We start from the raw sequence: 21,945 nt of genomic DNA on the forward strand, positions 1-21,945 counted from the left end.
GAAAACAGATTAACAGACTGCCAGATACTGAATCCTGAAATAATAATATATATACATTTCCGGTGAAAAAAATTTCACCAGAGAATTATTTATTGATTAAAAGTTAAATTATAACTCCAGACATTATTGGACAATCAAAATCCATAAAGCCCAAAATAATTATTATTTTCGGAAAAATAGTCCGTATAGATAAATATTTAACATTATTTATCATTACAGATCTTTTTTAACAAAAAGCATTAACCAGCGCCATAAATTAAATATATCTACTAAGACTCAAAAGAGAAATACGAAATTTAATATACAGTAAAATTATAACAATTTGTAAGACAAAAAAGTAATCCATGAATGTATGTCATATATGATGTGCATATGATCAAATAAAAACAGAGAATTAAAAAAACCAGGTAATTTCATGCAGACCAAATCAGATATTGAGATACAGAAGGATATGCTGCTAAATTTCGTTGCAGGCCTTGCAGACGGAAAATTAACAGAGAAGATAACAGATGAATATTCAGGCGAAACGAAAACAGTTGCCGATGAAATAAACAGGACAATAGATATTGTTCATGGAATTCTTCATGAGACGGACAGGCTGACAGAATCTGCAATGGCCGGAGAACTCGACGTAAGAGGAGATTCAGACAGATTTCCGGGGGAATGGGGAAGTATAATTGAAGGGATAAACAACTCCCTTGACGCTTCAACAGGACCGCTTCTCCTCGCTGCTGAGCATATTGAGAGAATCAGCAGGGGAGATATTCCTAAGAGGATTACAAAGGAATACAACGGGGATTTCAATGAGATTAAAAACAACCTGAATCTCTGCATAGATTCACTCAACAACTGCACATCCGACATCCATATAATGATAGATGCAGCCTACAGGGGAGAGATCGATACAAAAGTGGACTCTTCCAGGCATAACGGAGTCTATGCCGAGATGATAGAGGGCTTTAACGAGAGCTTTGCAGAGATGTCAAGGATCATGCACATCTCCGGGGCGTTCATTGAGAGCATAAGCCACGGAAAGGAATTCCCAAAGATTGAGAAGGATACAAGCGGTTATTACCTCATAATGAGGGATAATATTAATCACTGTATTGATACCCTTGAGAGGCTTACTTCTGAGACGGAGGCACTGATTGACGCCTCAGTAAACGGAAGGCTTGACGTAAGGGGAGATACATCCGGACTTGAAGGGAACTGGCACAATATCCTGAATGGCATGAACCGGACTATGGATGCAATCGTTGAACCGTTCGTTCTGGCGTCTGAATATATCGAGAGGATAAGCAGGGGAGATATTCCGGAGAAGATAAGGGCACAGTACAAAGGTGACTACAACGAGTTAAACAACAACTTAAACCTCTGCATTGATGCCTTAAACCACTGCATCTCCGACATAGGCATTATGAACAAAGCTGCATTCAAAGGTGACCTTGACAGGAGGATTGACACTTCTGAGCATATGGGCAAATACGGAGAGATGATCGACGGATTCAACCAGACCTTTGAGGAGATGGCAAGGATAATCAAAGTCTGCATTAATTTCATGGACAATATCAGCCACGGAGCTGTACCGCAGAAGATCACAAAGGAGACATGGGGATATTACCTTGATGTCAAAAACAATGTAAACCGGAGCGTTGATGTCCTTGAAAAACTGGGTTCTGAGACTGAAACACTCATAGATGCAGCTGTAAACGGAAGGCTTGACGTACGTGCCAATACTTCAGGACTTGAAGGTGCATGGTACACAACCTTAAACGGAATGAACAGGACTATGGACGCAGTCACTGAGCCGTTTGTACTGGCAGCAGAATATATTGAGAGAATAAGCAGGGGAGATATTCCGGAGAAGATAAGGGCACAGTACAAAGGTGACTACAACGAGATCAACAACAATTTAAATCTCTGTATTGATGCCTTAAATGCCTGCATAAAAGATGTCGGGATGATGAACGAGGCCGCCATAAAAGGTGACCTTGACAGAAGAATAGACGTATCAAGGCATAAAGGTGACTTTGCAAAGATTGGCGGCGGCTTAAACGATACATTCGGCGAGATGGCAAGGATTATGAAGATAACCGGAAATTTCATCGAAGGGGTATCATATGGGAAGCAGCTTGACAAAATAACGGCTGAAACATCCGGATATTATCTTGCAATGAAGAACAATATCAATCACAGTATTGATGTTCTGGTAAATCTTGTCGCCGAGGTAAATAAGCTGACAGAGGCCGCAACGTCCGGAGATCTTAATGTAAGAAGCAACATTTCAGAGTTTGACGGTGCATGGGCGGTAATTGTCGGCGGAATCAATGACACCATTGAAGCCTTTGCAGTGCCGGCAAATGAGGGTATAAGAGTCCTTGACGAGTACTCCAACAATAATTATACAGCACGCTTCAATGAAAGAATCAGAGTTGCCGGACGTTTTGAGAATTTCAGGAATTCAATAGATAATGTTGGAATTCAGTTCTCAACCGTTGTAAAGGATACAAACAAAGTCGTCCTTGAAGTCAATGCAAACTCAAACGAAGTCTCAAAGGGCACAAATGAGATTATGAGGGCTTCGGAAGGGGTTGCAACAACCAGCCAGGAGACTGCCCGGCAGACAAAAGAGCTTCTTGAAAATATTGTCGAGATAAACCGGCAGATTGCCGACCTTTCAGCATCAAACGAGGAGATTGCCAGCACATCACAGGAGATCCTCGGCAGTGCAGACAATATGGTAAAGATTGGCATGGATGCCCAGAAGTCAGGCGATGAATCCAAAGTCAAGATGGCAAGGGTTGAGGAGATTGGAAAGAAGAATGTTGACGAGATAAACGCACTCACCGAGCAGATCAAGGAGGTCAGCAATGTCGTTAAGCTGATAAACGACATTACAGGACAGATAAACCTCCTCGCACTCAATGCCGCCATTGAAGCCGCACGTGCAGGTGAGCACGGTCGCGGATTTGCTGTTGTCGCCGGAGAGGTCAAGAACCTCGCAGCAGAGGCAAGGGCTGCAACGGACAACATAGAAAAGGTTGTATCAACTGTGCAGACCGGAGCAGGGAATACGTCAAAGGCAATAAATACGGCAAATGTGGAGATACTTGACAGTGTAACGAGCGTGAACGAAACCCTTGAAGGTCTCTATACCATAATTAACAGTGCAAAGCAGGTAAGCTCAGACATCGGCGAGGTCACAAAGGCAATTGAGGACCAGGCAAATATCGCCAACAATGTCGTATCTGCGGCAGACAAGGGCACACAGATGACAAAGAACGTCCAGGTGCAGGCAGAGGAACTTGCTGCACTGGCGGAGGAATCGAGCGCATCAATAGAGGAGATCGGCAGTGCAATCCATGAAGTGACTGATCTCACAGACCGGCTTAAGACCGACATGGAGATATTCAGAGTATAGGGGCATCAAATGACAATAACCGATGTCGTCCAGTTTCAGATTGGAGATACATTATACGCACTTGACATTCACCTCGCAAGGGAGATTGTAGAGATGATGCCGATAACACCTGTGCCAAGGGCACCGGATTACATCGCCGGTATAATAAACCTGAGAGGTGAGATTACAAATATCTTAAATCTCAACACTCTTCTCGGACTTGAAAATGAACTGAGCCGGGGTGAGAAGAAGATCATTGTCCTCGTCCCGGATGCAGCAGGAGGCTCAAATGTCGGAATAATTGTTGATAATGTACACAGTGTGCTTCAGGTCTCGGAAGACAGAATAGAGAAGATTGACAATTCAATATCCAGCGAGGCATATGTGAGAGGGGTAATCAAAACCGGAAATGCGTCAGATAATGATGAAAATCTTGTCATCTGGATTGACATCGCCAAAATTCTTGAAGATACATTAGTTGAGCAGTAACACTTCAGACGAAGTGTTTTATCACATCCCTTTCCGGAAATTCAGCATCGGAAAGTTCCGGTAAATAAAATAACTTTTTTCTGAGCCATTAACCGCGAGTAATTATTTTCACCTGAAGGTCCGGCGCACAAAATATACAATAATAATGATCAGAACCCTGCTTTTTTTTAACATACAGGGCCTGGACAATACCAATAATTCCTGATCATAATCAAAGGATTTTTTTTCTGTAAGACTCCAGAACAGATTTTGAAATATCATTCTGACGAGGAAATCAGGCATTTTTTGTGAGAAACATGAATAATTATTGACTGAAAAGATAGATTCAGAAACACACACATTTAAACATATTTATTCGGGGAGAAAATAAGAGGGTAGATGAACACCCGGAAAATAAGGCTGAATATCTGTACCATCCCTGAGCACAGAAGAGATAAGACACTGGAAAAATACTTAACATAAAGAGATAATTCCCAAAATAAAAGCCAAAATGTTACTTTTTTCATCAGAAAAACTCCTTATATTCACCATACAGAATACCGGGAAACAAACGTAAGGCAAATTTAATATACAGAAAAACCATACAAAATACCATACCATTGTGAATTGCATTAAAGTTGTGCAATTGCGGGGTGCATAAAACCATAGTAATATTTCAAATCAGAGAGGGCTAAAACATGGAAAACATACCAGTTATGGAAAGTAAATCTGAATCAAACATAGCAGCAGAGCTGGAATTACAGAATGAACTGCTATTGAATTTTGTTTCACAACTCTCAAAGGGAGAAAATATTGAGAAGATTAAAGGGGATTATTCGGGGAAGACAAAAGAAATTATTGATGAAATTAACAGCTGCACAGATATAGTCTATGGTATACTTCATGAAACAGAAAGACTTACAGAATCTTCAACCGCCGGAGAACTTGACGTAAGAGGAGACGCAGACAGATTCCCAGGAGGATGGGGAAGCATAATAACAGGAATGAACAACACACTCGATGCAGTTATTCAGCCACTTAATGTAGCAGCAGAATACGTGGAGAGAATAAGCAGGGGAGATATTCCGGAGAAGATTACTTACAATTACAACGGGGACTTCAACGAGATAAAGAACAACCTCAACCTCTGTATTGAAGGGCTCGGAGGTCTTGTTGAAGCTAACAAAATATTGCAGAATATTAAATTAAATGACTTTACTGAGAAGACAAAAGGCAGTTATGCCGGCATATTTAAGGAAGTCTGTGATGCGTTAAATGATGTTATTGATCACAACATATACGTCCAGGAGACAGTCTCGCAGATTGCTGAAGGAAACCTTGAAAGGCTGCCCGCATACAAAGCCATAGGCAAACGCTGTGAAAATGACAAGCTCCTGCCCGCCTACATTGCAATGATGAGCAATATTCAGCTCCTCACTGACGAAACACAGGATTTAACAGATGCTGCCATTATGGGTAAACTTGATGTCCGTGCTGATTCCTCAAAGCTGAAAGGTGAATATAAAAAACTCGTTGAAGGTGTTAATAACACACTTGATGCAGTCGTTGAACCGTTCGTCCTGGCGGCGGAGTACATCGAGAGGATAAGCAGGGGAGATATTCCGGAGAAGATCACTGCACAGTACAAAGGCGACTACAATGAGATCAACAACAACCTCAACCTCTGTATTGATGCCCTTGATGGCTGCATAAAGGATGTCGGGATGATGAACGAGGCAGCAGTCAAAGGTGACCTTGACAGAAGAATAGACGTCTCAAGGCATAAAGGTGACTTTGCAAAGATTGGCGGAGGCTTAAACGATACATTCGGCGAGATGGCAAGGGTTCTGAAAATCTGCGGAGATTTTATCGAAAGTGTTTCCTATGGCAGACAACTTGAAAAGATAACCGCTGACACAAGTGGATATTATCTTGTAATAAGGGACAACATCAACCACAGTGTTGATGTCACAGGAAATGTTATCTCTGAAATAAACAGGCTGACAGATGGCGCAATAGCAGGACAGCTGGAGATCAGAGGGAATACCTCAGAGTTTGACGGTGCATGGGCCGGAATAATCGGCGGAATCAATGACACCATTGAAGCCTTTGCAGTGCCGGCAAATGAGGGTATAAGAGTCCTTGACGAGTACTCCAACAATAATTATACAGCACGCTTCAATGAAAGAATCAGAGTTGCCGGACGTTTTGAGAATTTCAGGAATTCAATAGATAATGTTGGAATTCAGTTCTCAACCGTTGTAAAGGATACAAACAAAGTCGTCCTTGAAGTCAATGCAAACTCAAACGAAGTCTCAAAGGGCACAAATGAGATTATGAGGGCTTCGGAAGGGGTTGCAACAACCAGCCAGGAGACTGCCCGGCAGACAAAAGAGCTTCTTGAAAATATTGTTGAGATAAACCGTCAGATTGCCGACCTTTCGGCATCCAACGAGGAGATTGCAAGCACATCACAGGAGATCCTCGGCAGTGCAGACAATATGGTAAAGATTGGCATGGATGCCCAGAAGTCAGGCGATGAATCCAAAGTCAAGATGGCAAGGGTTGAGGAGATTGGAAAGAAGAGTGTTGATGAGATAAACGCACTCACCGAGCAGATCAAGGAGGTCAGCAATGTCGTTAAGCTGATAAACGACATTACAGGACAGATAAACCTCCTCGCACTCAATGCCGCCATTGAAGCCGCACGTGCAGGTGAGCACGGTCGCGGATTTGCAGTAGTTGCCGGAGAGGTCAAGAACCTCGCAGCAGAGGCAAGGGCTGCAACGGACAACATAGAAAAGGTTGTATCAACTGTGCAGACCGGAGCAGGGAATACGTCAAAGGCAATTAATACGGCAAATGTGGAGATACTTGACAGTGTAACGAGTGTGAACGAAACCCTTGAAGGTCTCTATACTATTATTAACAGTGCAAAGCAGGTAAGCTCAGACATCGGCGAGGTCACAAAGGCAATTGAGGACCAGGCAAATATCGCCAACAATGTCGTATCTGCGGCAGACAAGGGCACACAGATGACAAAGAACGTCCAGGTGCAGGCAGAGGAACTTGCTGCACTGGCGGAGGAATCGAGTGCATCAATAGAGGAGATCGGCAGTGCAATCCATGAAGTGACTGATCTCACAGACCGGCTTAAGACCGACATGGAGATATTCAGAGTATAGGGGCATCAAATGACAATAACCGATGTCGTCCAGTTTCAGATTGGAGATACATTATACGCACTTGACATTCACCTCGCAAGGGAGATTGTCGAGATGATGCCAATAACACCTGTGCCAAGGGCACCGGATTACATCGCCGGTATAATAAACCTGAGAGGTGAGATTACAAATATCTTAAATCTCAACACCCTTTTAGGCCTTGAAAATGAACTGAGCCGGGGTGAGAAGAAGATCATTGTCCTCGTCCCGGATGCAGCAGGAGGCTCAAATGTCGGCATAATTGTGGATAATGTCCACAGTGTCCTTCAGGTCTCGGAAGACAGAATAGAGAAGATTGACAATTCAATATCCAGCGAGGCATATGTGAGAGGGGTAATCAAAACCGGAAATGCGTCAGATAATGATGAAAATCTTGTCATCTGGATTGACATCGCCAAAATTCTTGAAGATACATTAACGGAGTATTAAGTTCAACCTGATACTTGGATTTTAATGGCTTTCACATTTTTTTTCAGGGATGCTGAAGTACTGAGTGAAATACCGGGACTTATCAGAGAATTTATCTCCGGAGAAGAGATTATTTCAATATGGGATGCAGGCTGTGCATCAGGAGCGGAAGTGTACAGCCTTGCGATGATCTTAAGGGAGAACCTTGATGATGACACATTTGATAAAATCCGGATAACAGCATCTGATATAGACTTAAGCAACAAATTCAGAGATATAATCACCAGCGGAATATATCAGAGAAACAGGCTGAACAGTGTCTCCGAAGCGAGACTTGCAAAATTCTTTACAAAACTTGACGAACATACGGACGAATGCTACAGGATATCAGAAGAACTGCGGGAGAAGGTGTCTTACTTCAGAAACGACCTGACCATGCTAAATCCTCCGGAGCAGGGAGAGACATACAACTTCATAATATGCAAACACGTCCTTGAACATTTTCCGGATGACAAAAAAAGTGAAGTCGTCCGGATGTTTCATAAATCACTTAAAGACGAGGGGTATCTCCTGATGGAGCATTCACAGAAAATTCCGGAAGAACTCTCAGACATATTCATAAAGACCGACACTGAAAATAATATCTACAGGAAAGCAGAAGAGTAATTATCAGGAGGAGTGGTTATCGGGGCGACATACTTTCACAGGGACCTGCATACAATGAAAAAGCTTCTCATGCCCGTCCGTGAGATACTCGAATCTGAAGGTAAAGTCAGAATCTGGAGTGCCGGATGTTCAGACGGTTCAGAACCCTTCACAATCGCAATTTTAATATCTGAGGAATTTGAGGGTATTATCCCTGATTCAGTTGAGATTTTAGCCACCGATGTTGACCCTGATGATGCCTTTGAGAAATTTTTTGAGACAGGAATTTATAAAAGAGAACGCCTGACAAGAATCCCGGATAAAATCCGGAAAAGATACTTCCATGAGGATGATAAATCCTCTGAAAATCTCATTCTGAACGATTCACTGAGAAAAAAAGTAAAATTTATGAGGCATGACCTCCTCTCCGGAATATCTCCCGGAGGGGTTTTTGATATAATCATCTGCAAAAATGTCCTCCTGCATTTTAATGATGCTGAGCAGTCAGCGATAACAGGACTATTTTATGACACCCTGAATAATGGTGGTTATCTCGTAACTGAACAGACACACAGACTGTCAGATAAAGATCAGAACTCTTTTGCCAGAATATTTCCGGATGCGAGAATATACCAAAAAATTTCCTGAAATTAAATTACAAAACAGTTAATCATACCTGCACAAAAAATTCCGGCTGAGAAAACGGCCAGATAAAAAATAATATAAATAATTATTTAAAGCGGCAATAAAAAGGAACATACAAAAAAAATTAATTTTTAATTAAATATGGAAATAATAATTACAAAACGGTGCAATATTTAAAAATAATTAAAAATATCTCTCTTTTCTGAAAAATTGTGTAAAAACAAAAACCTATATATCCAAAAGAGAACAATTAGGATCTGTAGATTGCTATGCAATTTGGCAAGTCGGAAAGACCTACCATATACGCAATACTTTGAGGCTGAATTATGGAAACAGACATGCTAAAAAAAGCCATTGAGGGGGCACTTAATGGCAATATGGATGAAAAGATCGAGATCAGCAGGGTGGATCCCGAACTGAAAACTCTTGGAGAGGGTATAAATAAACTCATTGAAGGCAGAAAAGAGGATGCCGGCAGAGGAGACTTCCTGTACCAGGCCCTGATGAAAACTCCTGTGCCAATGGCCCTTACAGATTCCGGGCTCAATATTGTGGATGTAAACGATAAATTCACAGATTTAACAGGATATTCAAAAGAGAGAATGCAGAGGCTCAATGTCTCTGATTTCCACAGGGAATTTAAACTGGAACTAATCGAAGGTAAAAGTTCAAAAGATGCCCTTGAAATGAAAAGCAGTGTTTCAGGCAAATTCAGTATGATCTTTAAAGGCAAAGAGAAGATCATTGAAATTCAGAGCATACCTCTGATGGATGACGATGGAAGGGTTACCAATATCAACACTGTTTTAATTGACATAACTACTCTTGAAAACGAGAGAAAGAACTTCGAGGAAAGAGGCGATTATCTATATAAAACCATAATGACCGCTCCGATTCCCATTCTGATGATAGACCAAAATCTCATTGTAGAGGATGTAAATGATGATTTTGTAAAACTCACAGGAATGAGAAAAGAGAACCTCACCTCAGTGAAAGTAAACGAACTTTATGATAACTTCAAAATAACAAAAATTGAAGGTGAAGGTACAAAGGATGCAATAAATCAGAGGAGAAGGACTGACGGTAAGTTCCATATGACCTTCAAAGGCGAGGAGAGGATAATAAACGTATCGGCAATTCCTGTCTTTGACAAAAACGGTGAGTTTAAGAATGTCAATACAACCTGGGTCGATATCACTGACATGGAAAATGAGAAGGCCTGGTTTGAATCCATACTTGACGCAATACCGTTCCCGGTCTCAGTCACAGACCTGAATATGAACTGGACATACTTAAACCCTGCAACCGCCGGAATGGCAAATGTGGATAAAAAGGATGCTGTCGGAACACAGTGCAACCGGTGGAATGCAAACATCTGTAAAACAAAGGACTGTGGTGTGGAATGCCTCAGAGCCGGAAAAGAGAAGACATTCTTCGAGCAGGACGGCGGAAACTTCATGGTTGATGCCGCATGGGTCAGGGACGCAGCGGGAGAAAAAGTCGGCCATGTTGAGGTCATACAGGACATTTCAGCAACCACAAAAGTAGGGGAATACTTAAAAGTGGAAGTTGCAAAGGTTGCAGCAGACCTTGAATGTATCGCAGAAGGAAGGCCGCAGGACATTAAACTTCAGGTCGGAGAGGCCGATCAATACACAAAGGAAGTCAGGGAACAGTTCCTTGAGATCAATTCCTCTGTAAGAGCCGTAAACGATAACCTCCTTGCACTTGTTACAGACATCCAGGGGCTTGTAAATGCCGGAGAAGATGGTGAACTCAAATACAGGGCAGATTCATCAAAATACAAAGGTGCATACACAGGACTTGTTGAAGGTATGAACAACCTCCTGAAGGCAGCAGCGGTTCCGACAGATGAAGCATTAAAAGTCTGTGCAAGCTTTGCAGATGCGGACTTTACAGCAAGATTCTCTGATGAACTGAAGGTTAAAGGGGACTTCTTAAGGCTTAAAGAGGCACTCAATGACATCGGAATAAACGTATCAGAGAATGTCAGAAATTCAGTTGATGTCACAAAACAGATAGCAATTAACTCCGATGAGGTCGGAAAAGGAACGGATGAAGTGGCAAAGGCCGCAGAAGCGGTTGCGAACACAAGCCAGAAGGCAGCCGACCTGACAAAAGACCTGCTGATTAATATTGAGGATATAAACCGGCAGATTGCCGATCTTTCGGCATCAAACGAGGAGATTGCAAGTACCTCACAGGAGGTATTCAATGCGGCAAACCACGTTGTGGAGATAGGAAAAGAGGCACAGGGACTTGGCAATGATGCAAACAACAAAATGGGCCATGTCGAAAAAATTGCAAAAGAGAGTGTTGATGAGATAAACGACCTGACCGAGAAGGTAAAGGAGGTCAGCAATGTCGTTAAGCTCATAAATGACATCACAGGCCAGATTAACCTCCTTGCACTCAATGCAGCAATTGAAGCTGCACGTGCCGGAGAGCACGGTCGCGGATTTGCAGTAGTTGCCGGAGAGGTCAAGAACCTTGCAGCAGAAGCAAGAGCGGCAGCAGATTCAATCGGAAATGTCGTCTCAATGGTTCAGACAAGCAGTGAAAAGACTGCCGGAGCGATAAACAATGCAAACTCTGAGATCGTTGAAGGTGTAGAGAGTGTAACAAAAGCACTTGAGGCACTCAATACCATCATTAAGAATGCCGGACAGGTTACAGATGACATAGGTGAGATAACAAAAGCCATAGAGGATCAGGCAAATATCTCAAATAATGTTGTAAAATCGGTTGAGAGCGGAACAGTGAAAACAAAGGAAGTCCAGAAAGAGGCCGAAGAACTTGCAGCCCTTGCGGAAGAGGCAAGTGCATCTGTTGAGGAGATTGGCAGTGCAATTCATGAGGTTAATTCACTTGTTAAAGACCTCGATACAGCCAATGCCAGATTTAAGTACTGAATAAAGGTGTAATATGGCTGAAATGAGAGATGTAGTCCAGTTTGAGATCGGAGGAGTGCAGTATGCACTTGACATCCACATCTCACGCGAAATTGTTGAGATGATGCCGATAACTCCGGTTCCAAGAGCACCTGCACATATTGCAGGCATAATAAATCTGAGGGGTGAGATAACCAATATCTTAAACCTCAATTATCTGATGGGCCTTCCGCACGGAGAAGAGGCAGAAAACCAAAAGATCATCGTACTCGTCCCTGATGCAGCAAACGGCTCAAATGTCGGCCTGATTGTTGATGATGTCCAGAGCGTCCTTCAGGTATCCGAGGACGACATAGACCAGATGGATGAGACGATGTCAAGAGAGGCCTATGTAAAGGGCATTATCAAGATGGGAAAGGATGAGAATGAAAACAAGGACCTTGTAATCTGGATAGACATTGCAAAGATATTATCAGATACACTGACCGAGTCTGAGGTCTGAACCGGCAGATTCAAAAATTACAGACAGAACAGTGTAGACCGGAAAAATACCCACAAATAATTTTTCCAGCCGGAAAATGCAGTAAAAAAAATGCAGTAAAAAAACGCAGCAGAAAAACATTCTTAAACACGGAATAAAGACCTCCTGAAAATATAACAGAAAAATACCCGGAAAATACCCGGAAAATAATTATCGCATATAAGTCAGGTCAGAACACCACACCACAATAAATCATACAAAATAAAAATATTAAAGCCCAAAATATCAGATATGACCCACAAAACACCTCCTTTTTACGCGCAGAACACATAAATACATTTAAATTTCAGAGGCCATTTTACCCAAAAAAAATAAGTCCGTCCCAAATAATTCAGGCAGAACAGACTAAAAGTAAAGATAATTGGATGAAAAAATACCAAAAATAATAGTAATTTAATTTACAAAACAGAGACAGGCATTCCGGCAGGGAGTCCGGAATATATATGCATTAATGCCTCACATTTTTAAATAATATTTGAAACAAAGAGACGATATCGAAATAAATTTTCAAATACACCTATAAAATAAAATATAATTTCCAAAAAATTATGTAAGATACACTAATTATTTATAACAAAATTAACCACATTTTTTATCATCACAGCATTAACCGTGACTATTGGGCAGAATTCCGGTTAATAACAGATAATTGTGAGATGTAATTGATTATCATAACCGGCAGTCAAAATGCCGGTTTAGAGGTGTATTATGGTGTTTAAAGAATTTGAAAAAAGCGTTGAAGGGTATATCAGCAATAAAGAAATTGCCCTGATTGACGTGGACGGATGCGAAGGTGAAGAGAAGAAATACGCTCAGCTCTTCAACAGACTGATAGAAGCTGTCGGAAATAATGAAAAGGAATACGGAAAAGAACTGAGGGAAGCTGAAAGACTTCAGAGGCGTACGGGGGCCCTTCTGGATTTCAACCCGCAGGGAATAACCGTCCTTGCTGCCGACAAGCACAGAATCCACCTAAACAAAGAGTACGAACGTATCTGGCGGGGAACATATGACGAACTGATGGCAAAGAAGCTCTACGACTTTGATATAACCATCACAGCCGGAGCAGATTTCTATGCATCATATGAGACAAAAAAGAATGAAGTCTCAGATATGGAGATTAAATGGCCAAACGGAGAGGTAACGTACTTAAGACTCTTCCAGACACCTATTCTCAACAATAAAGGTGAGATCGATGTCAATTATTACATCTACCAGGACTTAACCGAACAGGTTGAGAAGATGAATGCCATCAAAAAACTGGAGGAGCAGTCAAAGGCAATAGTCCGGGAAAACCCTATGCCAATCATCCTCTGGAATAAGGATACGACAGTCAGAGAGGCAAATAAGGCATTCGTCAAGGTCAGCGGTTTTTCAGAGCAGGAAGCAAAGAATCTTACCAACCGGGATTTCAGGTACATAAGCCAGGCAGGAAAATCAGTTGCAGAGACGATTGAGACAAAGAAGGCAAGCCACGGCGAAGCCACAATAGAGTTCCCTGCCGGAATTAAGACTGTTGAGAGATACAATATTCCGCTTCTGGATGAAAACGGCATGGTTGACTCTGTTTTAACGGTTTACAACGATATAACACTGCTAAGGGAAGAGATCAACAACTCGGAAAAACTTCAGAAACGTACAGAGGCATTCTTAAAGGACAACCCACAGGGAATAACCGTTCTTGCGGGTGACAAGCACAGGCTTGACCTGAATAAAGAGTATGAACGGATATGGCGTGGAACATACGATGAACTGATGGCAAAGAAGCTCTATGACTTTGACATTACAGTTACAGGCGGAGACGACTTCTATGCATCATATGAGACAAAGAGAAAAGCCGTATCAGATCTTGAAATAAACTGGCAGAACGGAGAGAAGACATATCTCAGGCTGTTCCAGACTCCTATTCTTGACGAGAACGGTGAAATTGATGTAAATTATTACATCTACCAGGACCTGACCGAACAGACAAATGAATTAAAGGAAGTTCAGAAATTACAGAAACGTGCTGATACCTTCTTAAAAGACAATCCACAGGCAATAACCGTTCTTGCGCCTGACAAACACAGGCTTGACTTAAATAAGGAATATGAAAGAGCATGGCGTGGAAGTTATAACGAACTGATGGCAAAGAAACTCTATGACTTTGATATTACAGTTACGGGCGATGACTTCTATGCCTCATATGAGACAAAGAGAAAGGCAGTATCTGACCTTGAGATCAGATGGCCGGACCATACAAAATCATATCTCAGGCTCTTCCAGACTCCGATTCTCGATGATGACGGCAATATTGATGTGAACTACTACATCTACCAGGACAGAACCCCCGAGGTGTCACAGAGTCTTTACATGGACAGTGAGGTAAAGAAAGTTGCAGCTGACCTTGAAGCCATTGCACAGGGAAGGCCGGAGGAGATGAAACTTGAGGTTGGCGAGGCTGATCAGTATACAAAAGAGATCAGAAACCAGTTCCTTGAGATTACATCATCAGTCGGAGATGTAAACGAAAGTCTTGCCAAACTTCTGACCGACATTGAAGCTCTTGTTAAAGCAGGAGAAGATGGAAAACTCGACTTCAGGGCAGATACGAACAAATACCAGGGAGCATATATCGACATGATCGAAGGAGTAAACAACCTCCTTGTCACAGCTGCCATACCAATCAACGAATCCCTGAAAATATGTGACAGCTTTGCAGATGCAGACTTTACGGCAAGGTTCTCTGACGATATAAAGGTTAAAGGAGATTTCCTCAGGCTCAAAGAGGCCCTTAACAACATCGGAATAAATGTTGCTGAGAATTTAAAGAAATCAGCTGAAGTTACAAGACAGGTGGCAATAAACTCAGAAGAGGTAGGGAAAGGGACGAACGAAGTCTCAAAGGCAGCAGAGGCTGTTGCAAACACAAGCCAGAAGGCAGCAGACCTGACAAAAGACCTGCTGATTAATATTGAGGATATAAACCGGCAGATTGCCGACCTCTCAGCATCAAACGAGGAGATTGCAAGCACCTCACAGGAAGTTTTCAATGCTGCAAATGGTGTTGTTGAGATAGGCAAAGAGGCACAGGGACTTGGCAATGATGCAAACAAAAAGATGGGCAATGTCGAAAAAATTGCAAAAGAGAGTGTCAATGAGATAAACGACCTGACCGAGAAGGTAAAGGAGGTCAGCAATGTCGTTAAGCTCATAAATGACATAACAGGCCAGATTAACCTCCTTGCACTCAATGCCGCCATTGAAGCAGCACGTGCCGGAGAACACGGGCGTGGATTTGCAGTAGTCGCCGGAGAGGTCAAGAACCTTGCGGCAGAGGCAAGAGCCGCAACCGATTCAATAGAGAGCGTGGTTTCCATGGTGCAGACGAGCAGTGAGAAGACTGCCGGTGCAATCAACAATGCCAACAATGAGATAGTAGAGGGTGTAGGAAGTGTCACAAAAGCGCTTGAGGCACTCAATACCATCATTAAGAATGCCGGACAGGTCACAACCGACATAGGCGAGATCACAAGGGCCATTGAGGATCAGGCAAACATCTCAAACAATGTCGTCAGATCAGTTGACAGCGGAACCCAGAAGACAAAGGAAGTTCAGAGAGAGGCAGAGGAACTCGCAGCACTCGCAGAAGAGGCAAGTGCATCCGTTGAGGAGATCGGAAGTGCAATCCATGAAGTCAGTGAACTTGTAAAGGACCTCGACACTGCCAATTCCAGATTTAAGTACTGAATTAAGGTGCAATATGTCTGAAATGAAAGATGTTGTTCAGTTCGAGATTGGAGGGGTGCAGTATGCACTTGACATCCACATCTCACGTGAAATTGTTGAGATGATGCCGATTACTCCGGTACCAAGAGCACCGGCACATATTGCAGGCATCATAAACCTGAGGGGAGAGATTACCAATATCTTAAACCTCAACTGTTTAATGGGCCTCCCTCCCGGAAATGAGGCAGAAAACAGAAAGATTATCGTTCTTGTACCGGAAGCTGCAAACGGGTCCAATGTCGGCCTTATTGTCGATGATGTCCAGAGCGTCCTTCAGATATCCTCAGATGACATAGACCAGATGGACGAGACGATGTCAAGGGAAGCATATGTCAAAGGCATTATAAAACTGGGAAAGAACGGGGATGATAACAAAGAACTTGTAATCTGGATTGACATCGCCAAAATACTTGAAGACACCCTCGTTGAGAACTGATAAAAGGAGATTCCGGATAACCGGCAGGGAAGAACCGTAGATCTAAGGGGAGGGTCTTTTTGCCCGGAATCCTGACAGATATACTTTTTTTGCAGAAAAATCAGCCATCTCACCAATAATTCCGCATATCAAAAGCTGCATCAGGGGCTGCAGAAATTCCTAACTGAAAATATAACGGGATGTGGATTAAGATTATGGGATGTGGATTAAGATTATGGGATGTGGATTAAGATTATGAGATGTGGATTAAGATTATGAGATGTGGATTAAGATTATCAAAGACTTTAACGAAGGATATAATAATTATCAGAAATAATTAAACATTACTGACCTGTCATGGAGGCCGAAGAGATAAATAAAATACTTTACGTTGATGATGAACCGGCTCTTCTTGAAGTTACAAAACTCTTCCTTGAGCAGAAATACAACATTCCGGTTGAGACAAAAAATTCACCGGAAGAAGCCCTGAAATATCTGACCACTGAAACTGTCGATCTGATCATCTCAGATTACGAGATGCCGGATATGAACGGGATAGAATTTTTGAAAATATCAAAGGAGAAATATCCTAAGATACCATTTATCATTTATACAGGCAAAGGCAGGGAAGAGGTCGTTATTGAAGCCCTTAATAATGGTGCTGAATATTATATCCAGAAAGGCGGAGAACCAAAATCACAGTTTGCAGAACTATCTCATAAAATAAGGACGGCAATTGAGAAGAAAAAGGCCGAAGAAAAACTGATCCGTGATGAAAAACGGTTTGAAACACTACTGGAGTTCACAAACAGATCAACCTCCGACTTAAGAAGCCTGATGGATTATGCACTTGAGGAAAATATAACCAATACAGAGAGCACTCATGGCTACTTCGCCTTTGTTGAGGAGGAAAATAACCTTTTAAGGATGTATTCATGGTCAAAAAATGCAATGGATGAGTGCAGAATAAAAGATATAGCCAGAGAGTTTAGTATCCCAAAAACCGGACTGTGGGGAGAACCGATAAGAGAGAGAAGAGCCATAATAACAAATGACTATTCCAAAGATAACCCGGGAAAAAAAGGCCTGCCAAAGGGGCATGTCGCAATAAAAAGGCACCTTGGTGTCCCTATCTTTGACGGCGAAAAGATAGTTATGCTCGCCGGAGTTGCAAATAAAGAAAATGAATATGATGAATCAGACATCCGGCAGATAACCCTCCTCATGAAAGGGCTGTGGAATATTATCAGGCACCATGAATATGAGAAAAAGATTGAGACAGCAAAGAATGAACTCAGGGATATAAAGGCAGCAATAAGCTCTGATCACAGCATCAATAATGAAAAAGAGGAAAACGGTCTCCCATCCATATCATCTGAAATCCCCAAAGCAGTAACAGATGAAAATTTCCGGGACAAAAGCCACCTAAACCTGAAAAAACTTCAGGACCTTCAGAATTCACTCTCAGAGGTGCTTGGAGTATCTATGGTAGTTTTATCACCGGACGGTCGACCACTAACAGAGATCAGCAAATCCGGCAGCATATGCGATATTCTCGGCCATAATTATGAAAAAGCCGCAGAGATCTGCAAAGAACATTTGGTCCGGGCTATAGAAAATATAAATAGAAATAATACTCCAAAAACCTGGGAATGTGAAGCTACAGGACTTATGTGCGGCGCTTTCCCTGTAAATATCCCGGAAGTGTCTGCCGGAATGTGGTGTATCAGAAATTGCAGGATAAATACAGGATATGAAAAAATTGACCGTTTCCTGAGATCCGTGCAGGCTGACGAAGAAACATCCCGGCAGATAAGAGATGAATATTCAGCACAAAAAATTTATTCTGAGAGTGAATTTAAAAAGATCGTCAGTCTTATATGGTATCTGAATATCTACCTCTCCCATATAGAAGATCTAAACCTCAGAATGTTAAAAGAAGCCGAAACAAGAGAGAGCTATTATGAAACCTCCGGTAAACTGAAAGAGGCAGGGCTGAAAATACTGAGGTCTGATTCCACAGACGATATTTTCAGAATAACTCTTATTACTGCAATTGACATCTCCGGTATGGACTGCGGTGCATTATACAGCTACGATGAAAAATCAGACCAGATGCATCTCAGACATTATACAGGAGTTACAGAGAAATTCATAACAGAGAGAGATAAATCCGGCTTAATAAACAGATATTATGATATAATTCTCAAAGGTGACAGTATATATAAAAGCTGCCGGAATACGGGAAAATCCGGCGAAGAGAGTATAACACGGGAAAATATTAAAACATACGGGATAATTCCCATAATACACTATTCCGGAATAAAAGGATGTATTGTAGTAGCATCCCACACGGCAGACCGGATAGAATATGACAAAAAACTTATGCTGGAAGCATTGGCTGCTCAGATTGCACCAGGATTTATCAAAGAACAATAATATACCCATTCCCTTTTTCGGGATGAAAAGTTAAGTCTTTTTTTTAGCTGTAATATTTACAGACGGAATAATAATCCATAAAGGACTCAAAGTCCAAAAATGCCCGTATTCGCGGATTACAAAAGAAATTATATTATTCCGGCAGATAAACCGGAGAGATCCTTTCCGCCATGCGCAAAGTATTTATCAGATGGTCTTCTTAGAGGAGTTTATATTACACATGATAGAGGTGTAAAAATACAAAATTCCGGTTGTGATTATAATGAATGTGGCAGAACTGACAGAAAAACTTGGGAGATATTTAGATGGAGATATAACGGCATCAGTTGATTTAGAGAGAACTGATGATGAACTGGCACCGTTAGGGAAGTTAATTAACAGGCTGATTGACGAAAAGAATGAATGTGACAGAAAAGGGGATTATCTGTACAAAACTGTAATGACGGCCCCTATCCCTCTTTTAATGATAGACCAAAACCTCATCATTGAAGATGTGAATGATGATTTTGTCGAATTATCCGGACTTAATAAAGAGAGAATCATCTCACGCAGGATGAATGACCTCTACTCTGAGTTTGCCATCACAAAAATTGAAGGAGAGGGGACAAAGGACGCCTTTGAGAGGAAAAGAAGAACAGACGGCAAGTTCAACATGACCTTCAGAGGTGAAAAAAGAATAATTAAAGTAGCTGCAATACCTGTCATGGATGAGAAGGGTAATGTCAGAAATATAAATACAACATGGGTCGATATAACCGACATTGAGAACGAAAGGGCCTGGTTTGAATCAATTCTTGACGTAATTCCGTTCCCAGTCTCTGTCACAGATATGGATATGAACTGGACATACCTAAACCCTGCAACAGCAGGAATGGCAAATGTCGATAAAAAAGAGGCCATAGGCACACAGTGCAGCAGATGGGATGCAAATATATGCAGGACAAAGGACTGCGGTATTGAATGCCTGAGAAAAGGAAAAGAGAAGACATTTTTTGAACAGGACGGTGGAAACTTCATGGTTGATGTAGCATGGGTCAAAGATGCTGCGGGAAAAAATGTCGGCCATGTTGAGATTATTCAGGATATTACAGCGACAACTAAAGTTGGAGAATACCTGAAGCAGGAAGTCGCAAATGTTGCAGCTGACCTTGAATCAATTGCCAAAGGGAAATTTGAGGATGTAAAGCTGACTGTCGGTGAAGCGGACAGTTATACGAAGGAAGTCAGGGAACAGTTTGTGGAGATTACAGAATCGATAAGATCTGTAAATGATACCTTCAAAGGGCTTGTAGTTGAGATTGAAGGTCTTGTCAATGCCGGAACAGAAGGAAAACTTGAAACAAGGTCAGAAAGTAAAAAATATCACGGCGAATATGTTGACCTCGTTGAAAACCTCAATAATTTAATGGATGCCATCGCAACGCCGATAAACGAAGCAATGACAATATGCAACAGTTATGCAGATGCAGATTTCACAGCAAGATTTTCGGACATTATCCCTGTAAAAGGAGATTTCCTGAAATTTAAGGATGCAATAAACAACATTGGAATAAATGTTTCAGAAGTTATCAAAGCGACAAACAATGTCACAAAGCAGATATCAGTCAATTCAGATGAGGTAGGAAAAGGAACTGACGAAGTTGCAAAGGCAGCAGAAGGGGTTGCAAACACAAGCCAGAAAGCGGCGGAACTGACAAAAGACCTGCTGATCAGCATTGAAGACATAAACCGGCAGATTGCAGACCTCTCAGCTTCAAATGAGGAGATTGCCAGTACATCACAGGAAGTATTCAATGCCGCAAACCATGTCGTTGAGATAGGCAAAGAGGCACAGAGCCTTGGGAATGACGCCAACGTGAAGATGGGCAATGTCGAAAAAATTGCAAAAGAGAGCGTACACGAGATAAACGACCTGACCGAGAAGGTAAAGGAGGTCAGCAATGTCGTTAAACTGATAAATGACATCACGGGCCAGATTAACCTCCTTGCACTCAATGCAGCAATTGAAGCTGCACGTGCAGGCGAGCACGGACGTGGATTCGCTGTTGTCGCCGGAGAAGTCAAAAACCTTGCAGCAGAAGCAAGAGCGGCAGCAGATTCAATTGGAAATGTCGTCTCAATGGTCCAGACAAGCAGTGAAAAGACTGCCGGTGCAATAAACAATGCCAACAACGAGATAGTAGAGGGTGTAGGAAGTGTAACAAAAGCACTTGAGGCACTCAATACCATTATTGAAAATGCCGGACAGGTCACAACCGATATAGGCGAGATCACAAAGGCGATTGAGGACCAGGCAAATATCTCAAACAATGTGGTTCAGTCGGTAGATAAAGGAACCTTAAAGACAAAAGAGGTTCAGAAAGAAGCAGAGGAACTTGCAGCCCTTGCTGAAGAGGCAAGTGCATCAGTTGAGGAGATTGGAAGTGCAATCCATGAAGTCAGTGCACTTGTAAAGGAACTTGACACTGCAAATGCCAGATTCAAATACTGACAGGAGATTAATATGTCTGAAATGAAGGATGTCGTGCAGTTTGAAATAGGCGGAGTACAGTATGCACTCGACATTCATATATCAAGAGAGATTGTTGAGATGATGCCTATAACGCCTGTGCCCCGTGCACCTGCACATATTGCCGGCATAATAAACCTAAGGGGTGAGATAACCAATATCTTAAATCTCAACTATCTGATGGGGCTTCCGCCCGGAAATGAGGCAGAAAACCAAAAGATTATCGTACTTGTCCCTGAAGCTGCAAACGGCTCAAATGTCGGCCTTATTGTCGATGATGTCCAGAGCGTGCTCCAGATCTCCACCGACGATATAGACCAGATGGATGAGACGATGTCAAAGGTGGCATATGTCAAAGGAATTATCAAGATGGGCAAAGAAGGAGATGAAAAGAAGAACCTCGTAATCTGGATTGATATAGCAAAAATACTATCAGATACCCTTACAGAAACCTGAAATATATAAAGATAAATTTTTTATTAAAAAAATTCTGATAATTAAAGTAAAATAACATTTTTGACATCCGGAAATATCTGTCATATCCGGAAATAAAGATAATATACATAAAGGC

The 21,945-nt window shown here is 41.9% G+C and carries 13 protein-coding genes; all 13 read left to right on the forward strand.

The genetic code is table 11. From position 1 onward, the window contains the following. Nucleotides 1–415 precede the first annotated feature (415 nt). Entirely contained in the window at nt 416–3,421 is a 3,006-nt protein-coding gene (locus METLIM_RS15800; RefSeq protein ID WP_004078904.1) for a methyl-accepting chemotaxis protein, read from the forward strand. A 9-nt stretch (nt 3,422–3,430) separates the two neighbouring features. Further along, nucleotides 3,431–3,889: a chemotaxis protein CheW gene (locus METLIM_RS12340; protein WP_004078905.1), complete on the forward strand. Its 459-nt coding sequence runs from the start codon at nt 3,431–3,433 to the stop codon at nt 3,887–3,889. 695 nt (nt 3,890–4,584) lie between these two features. Next, on the forward strand, nt 4,585–7,053 hold the full coding sequence (locus METLIM_RS12345; protein ID WP_157202402.1) for a methyl-accepting chemotaxis protein: 2,469 nt from the start codon (nt 4,585–4,587) through the stop codon (nt 7,051–7,053). 9 nt (nt 7,054–7,062) lie between these two features. Then, on the forward strand, nt 7,063–7,521 hold the full coding sequence (locus METLIM_RS12350; protein ID WP_004078907.1) for a chemotaxis protein CheW: 459 nt from the start codon (nt 7,063–7,065) through the stop codon (nt 7,519–7,521). 24 nt (nt 7,522–7,545) lie between these two features. Further along, nucleotides 7,546–8,166, forward strand: a complete 621-nt coding sequence (locus tag METLIM_RS12355) for a CheR family methyltransferase (RefSeq protein ID WP_004078908.1) — start codon at nt 7,546–7,548, stop codon at nt 8,164–8,166. Nucleotides 8,167–8,178: 12 nt separating this feature from the next. After that, nucleotides 8,179–8,793, forward strand: a complete 615-nt coding sequence (locus tag METLIM_RS12360) for a CheR family methyltransferase (RefSeq protein WP_004078909.1) — start codon at nt 8,179–8,181, stop codon at nt 8,791–8,793. A 323-nt stretch (nt 8,794–9,116) separates the two neighbouring features. Then, nucleotides 9,117–11,723, forward strand: coding sequence for a methyl-accepting chemotaxis protein (locus METLIM_RS12365; RefSeq protein WP_004078911.1), 2,607 nt, complete (start codon nt 9,117–9,119; stop codon nt 11,721–11,723). Between the two features lie 13 nt (nt 11,724–11,736). Further along, nucleotides 11,737–12,204 carry a chemotaxis protein CheW gene (locus METLIM_RS12370; protein ID WP_004078913.1) on the forward strand — a complete coding sequence of 156 codons (468 nt, stop codon included), beginning with the start codon at nt 11,737–11,739 and terminating at the stop codon, nt 12,202–12,204. A 747-nt stretch (nt 12,205–12,951) separates the two neighbouring features. Next, nucleotides 12,952–15,972, forward strand: coding sequence for a methyl-accepting chemotaxis protein (locus METLIM_RS12375; RefSeq protein WP_004078915.1), 3,021 nt, complete (start codon nt 12,952–12,954; stop codon nt 15,970–15,972). A 13-nt stretch (nt 15,973–15,985) separates the two neighbouring features. Beyond that, nucleotides 15,986–16,447: a chemotaxis protein CheW gene (locus tag METLIM_RS12380; protein ID WP_004078917.1), complete on the forward strand. Its 462-nt coding sequence runs from the start codon at nt 15,986–15,988 to the stop codon at nt 16,445–16,447. A gap of 336 nt (nt 16,448–16,783) precedes the next feature. After that, nucleotides 16,784–18,865: a GAF domain-containing protein gene (locus METLIM_RS15805; RefSeq protein WP_004078919.1), complete on the forward strand. Its 2,082-nt coding sequence runs from the start codon at nt 16,784–16,786 to the stop codon at nt 18,863–18,865. Between the two features lie 262 nt (nt 18,866–19,127). Further along, a complete protein-coding gene (locus METLIM_RS12390; RefSeq protein ID WP_004078922.1) occupies nt 19,128–21,356 on the forward strand; it encodes a methyl-accepting chemotaxis protein in 2,229 nt (742 codons plus the stop codon). 12 nt (nt 21,357–21,368) lie between these two features. Further along, nucleotides 21,369–21,830 (forward strand): chemotaxis protein CheW, encoded by a 462-nt coding sequence (locus tag METLIM_RS12395; RefSeq protein ID WP_004078923.1) that lies wholly within the window; start codon nt 21,369–21,371, stop codon nt 21,828–21,830. The last annotated feature ends 115 nt before the right edge of the window (nt 21,831–21,945 follow it).

It is taken from the genome of Methanoplanus limicola DSM 2279 (assembly GCF_000243255.1).
Taxonomy (GTDB): domain Archaea; phylum Halobacteriota; class Methanomicrobia; order Methanomicrobiales; family Methanomicrobiaceae; genus Methanoplanus; species Methanoplanus limicola.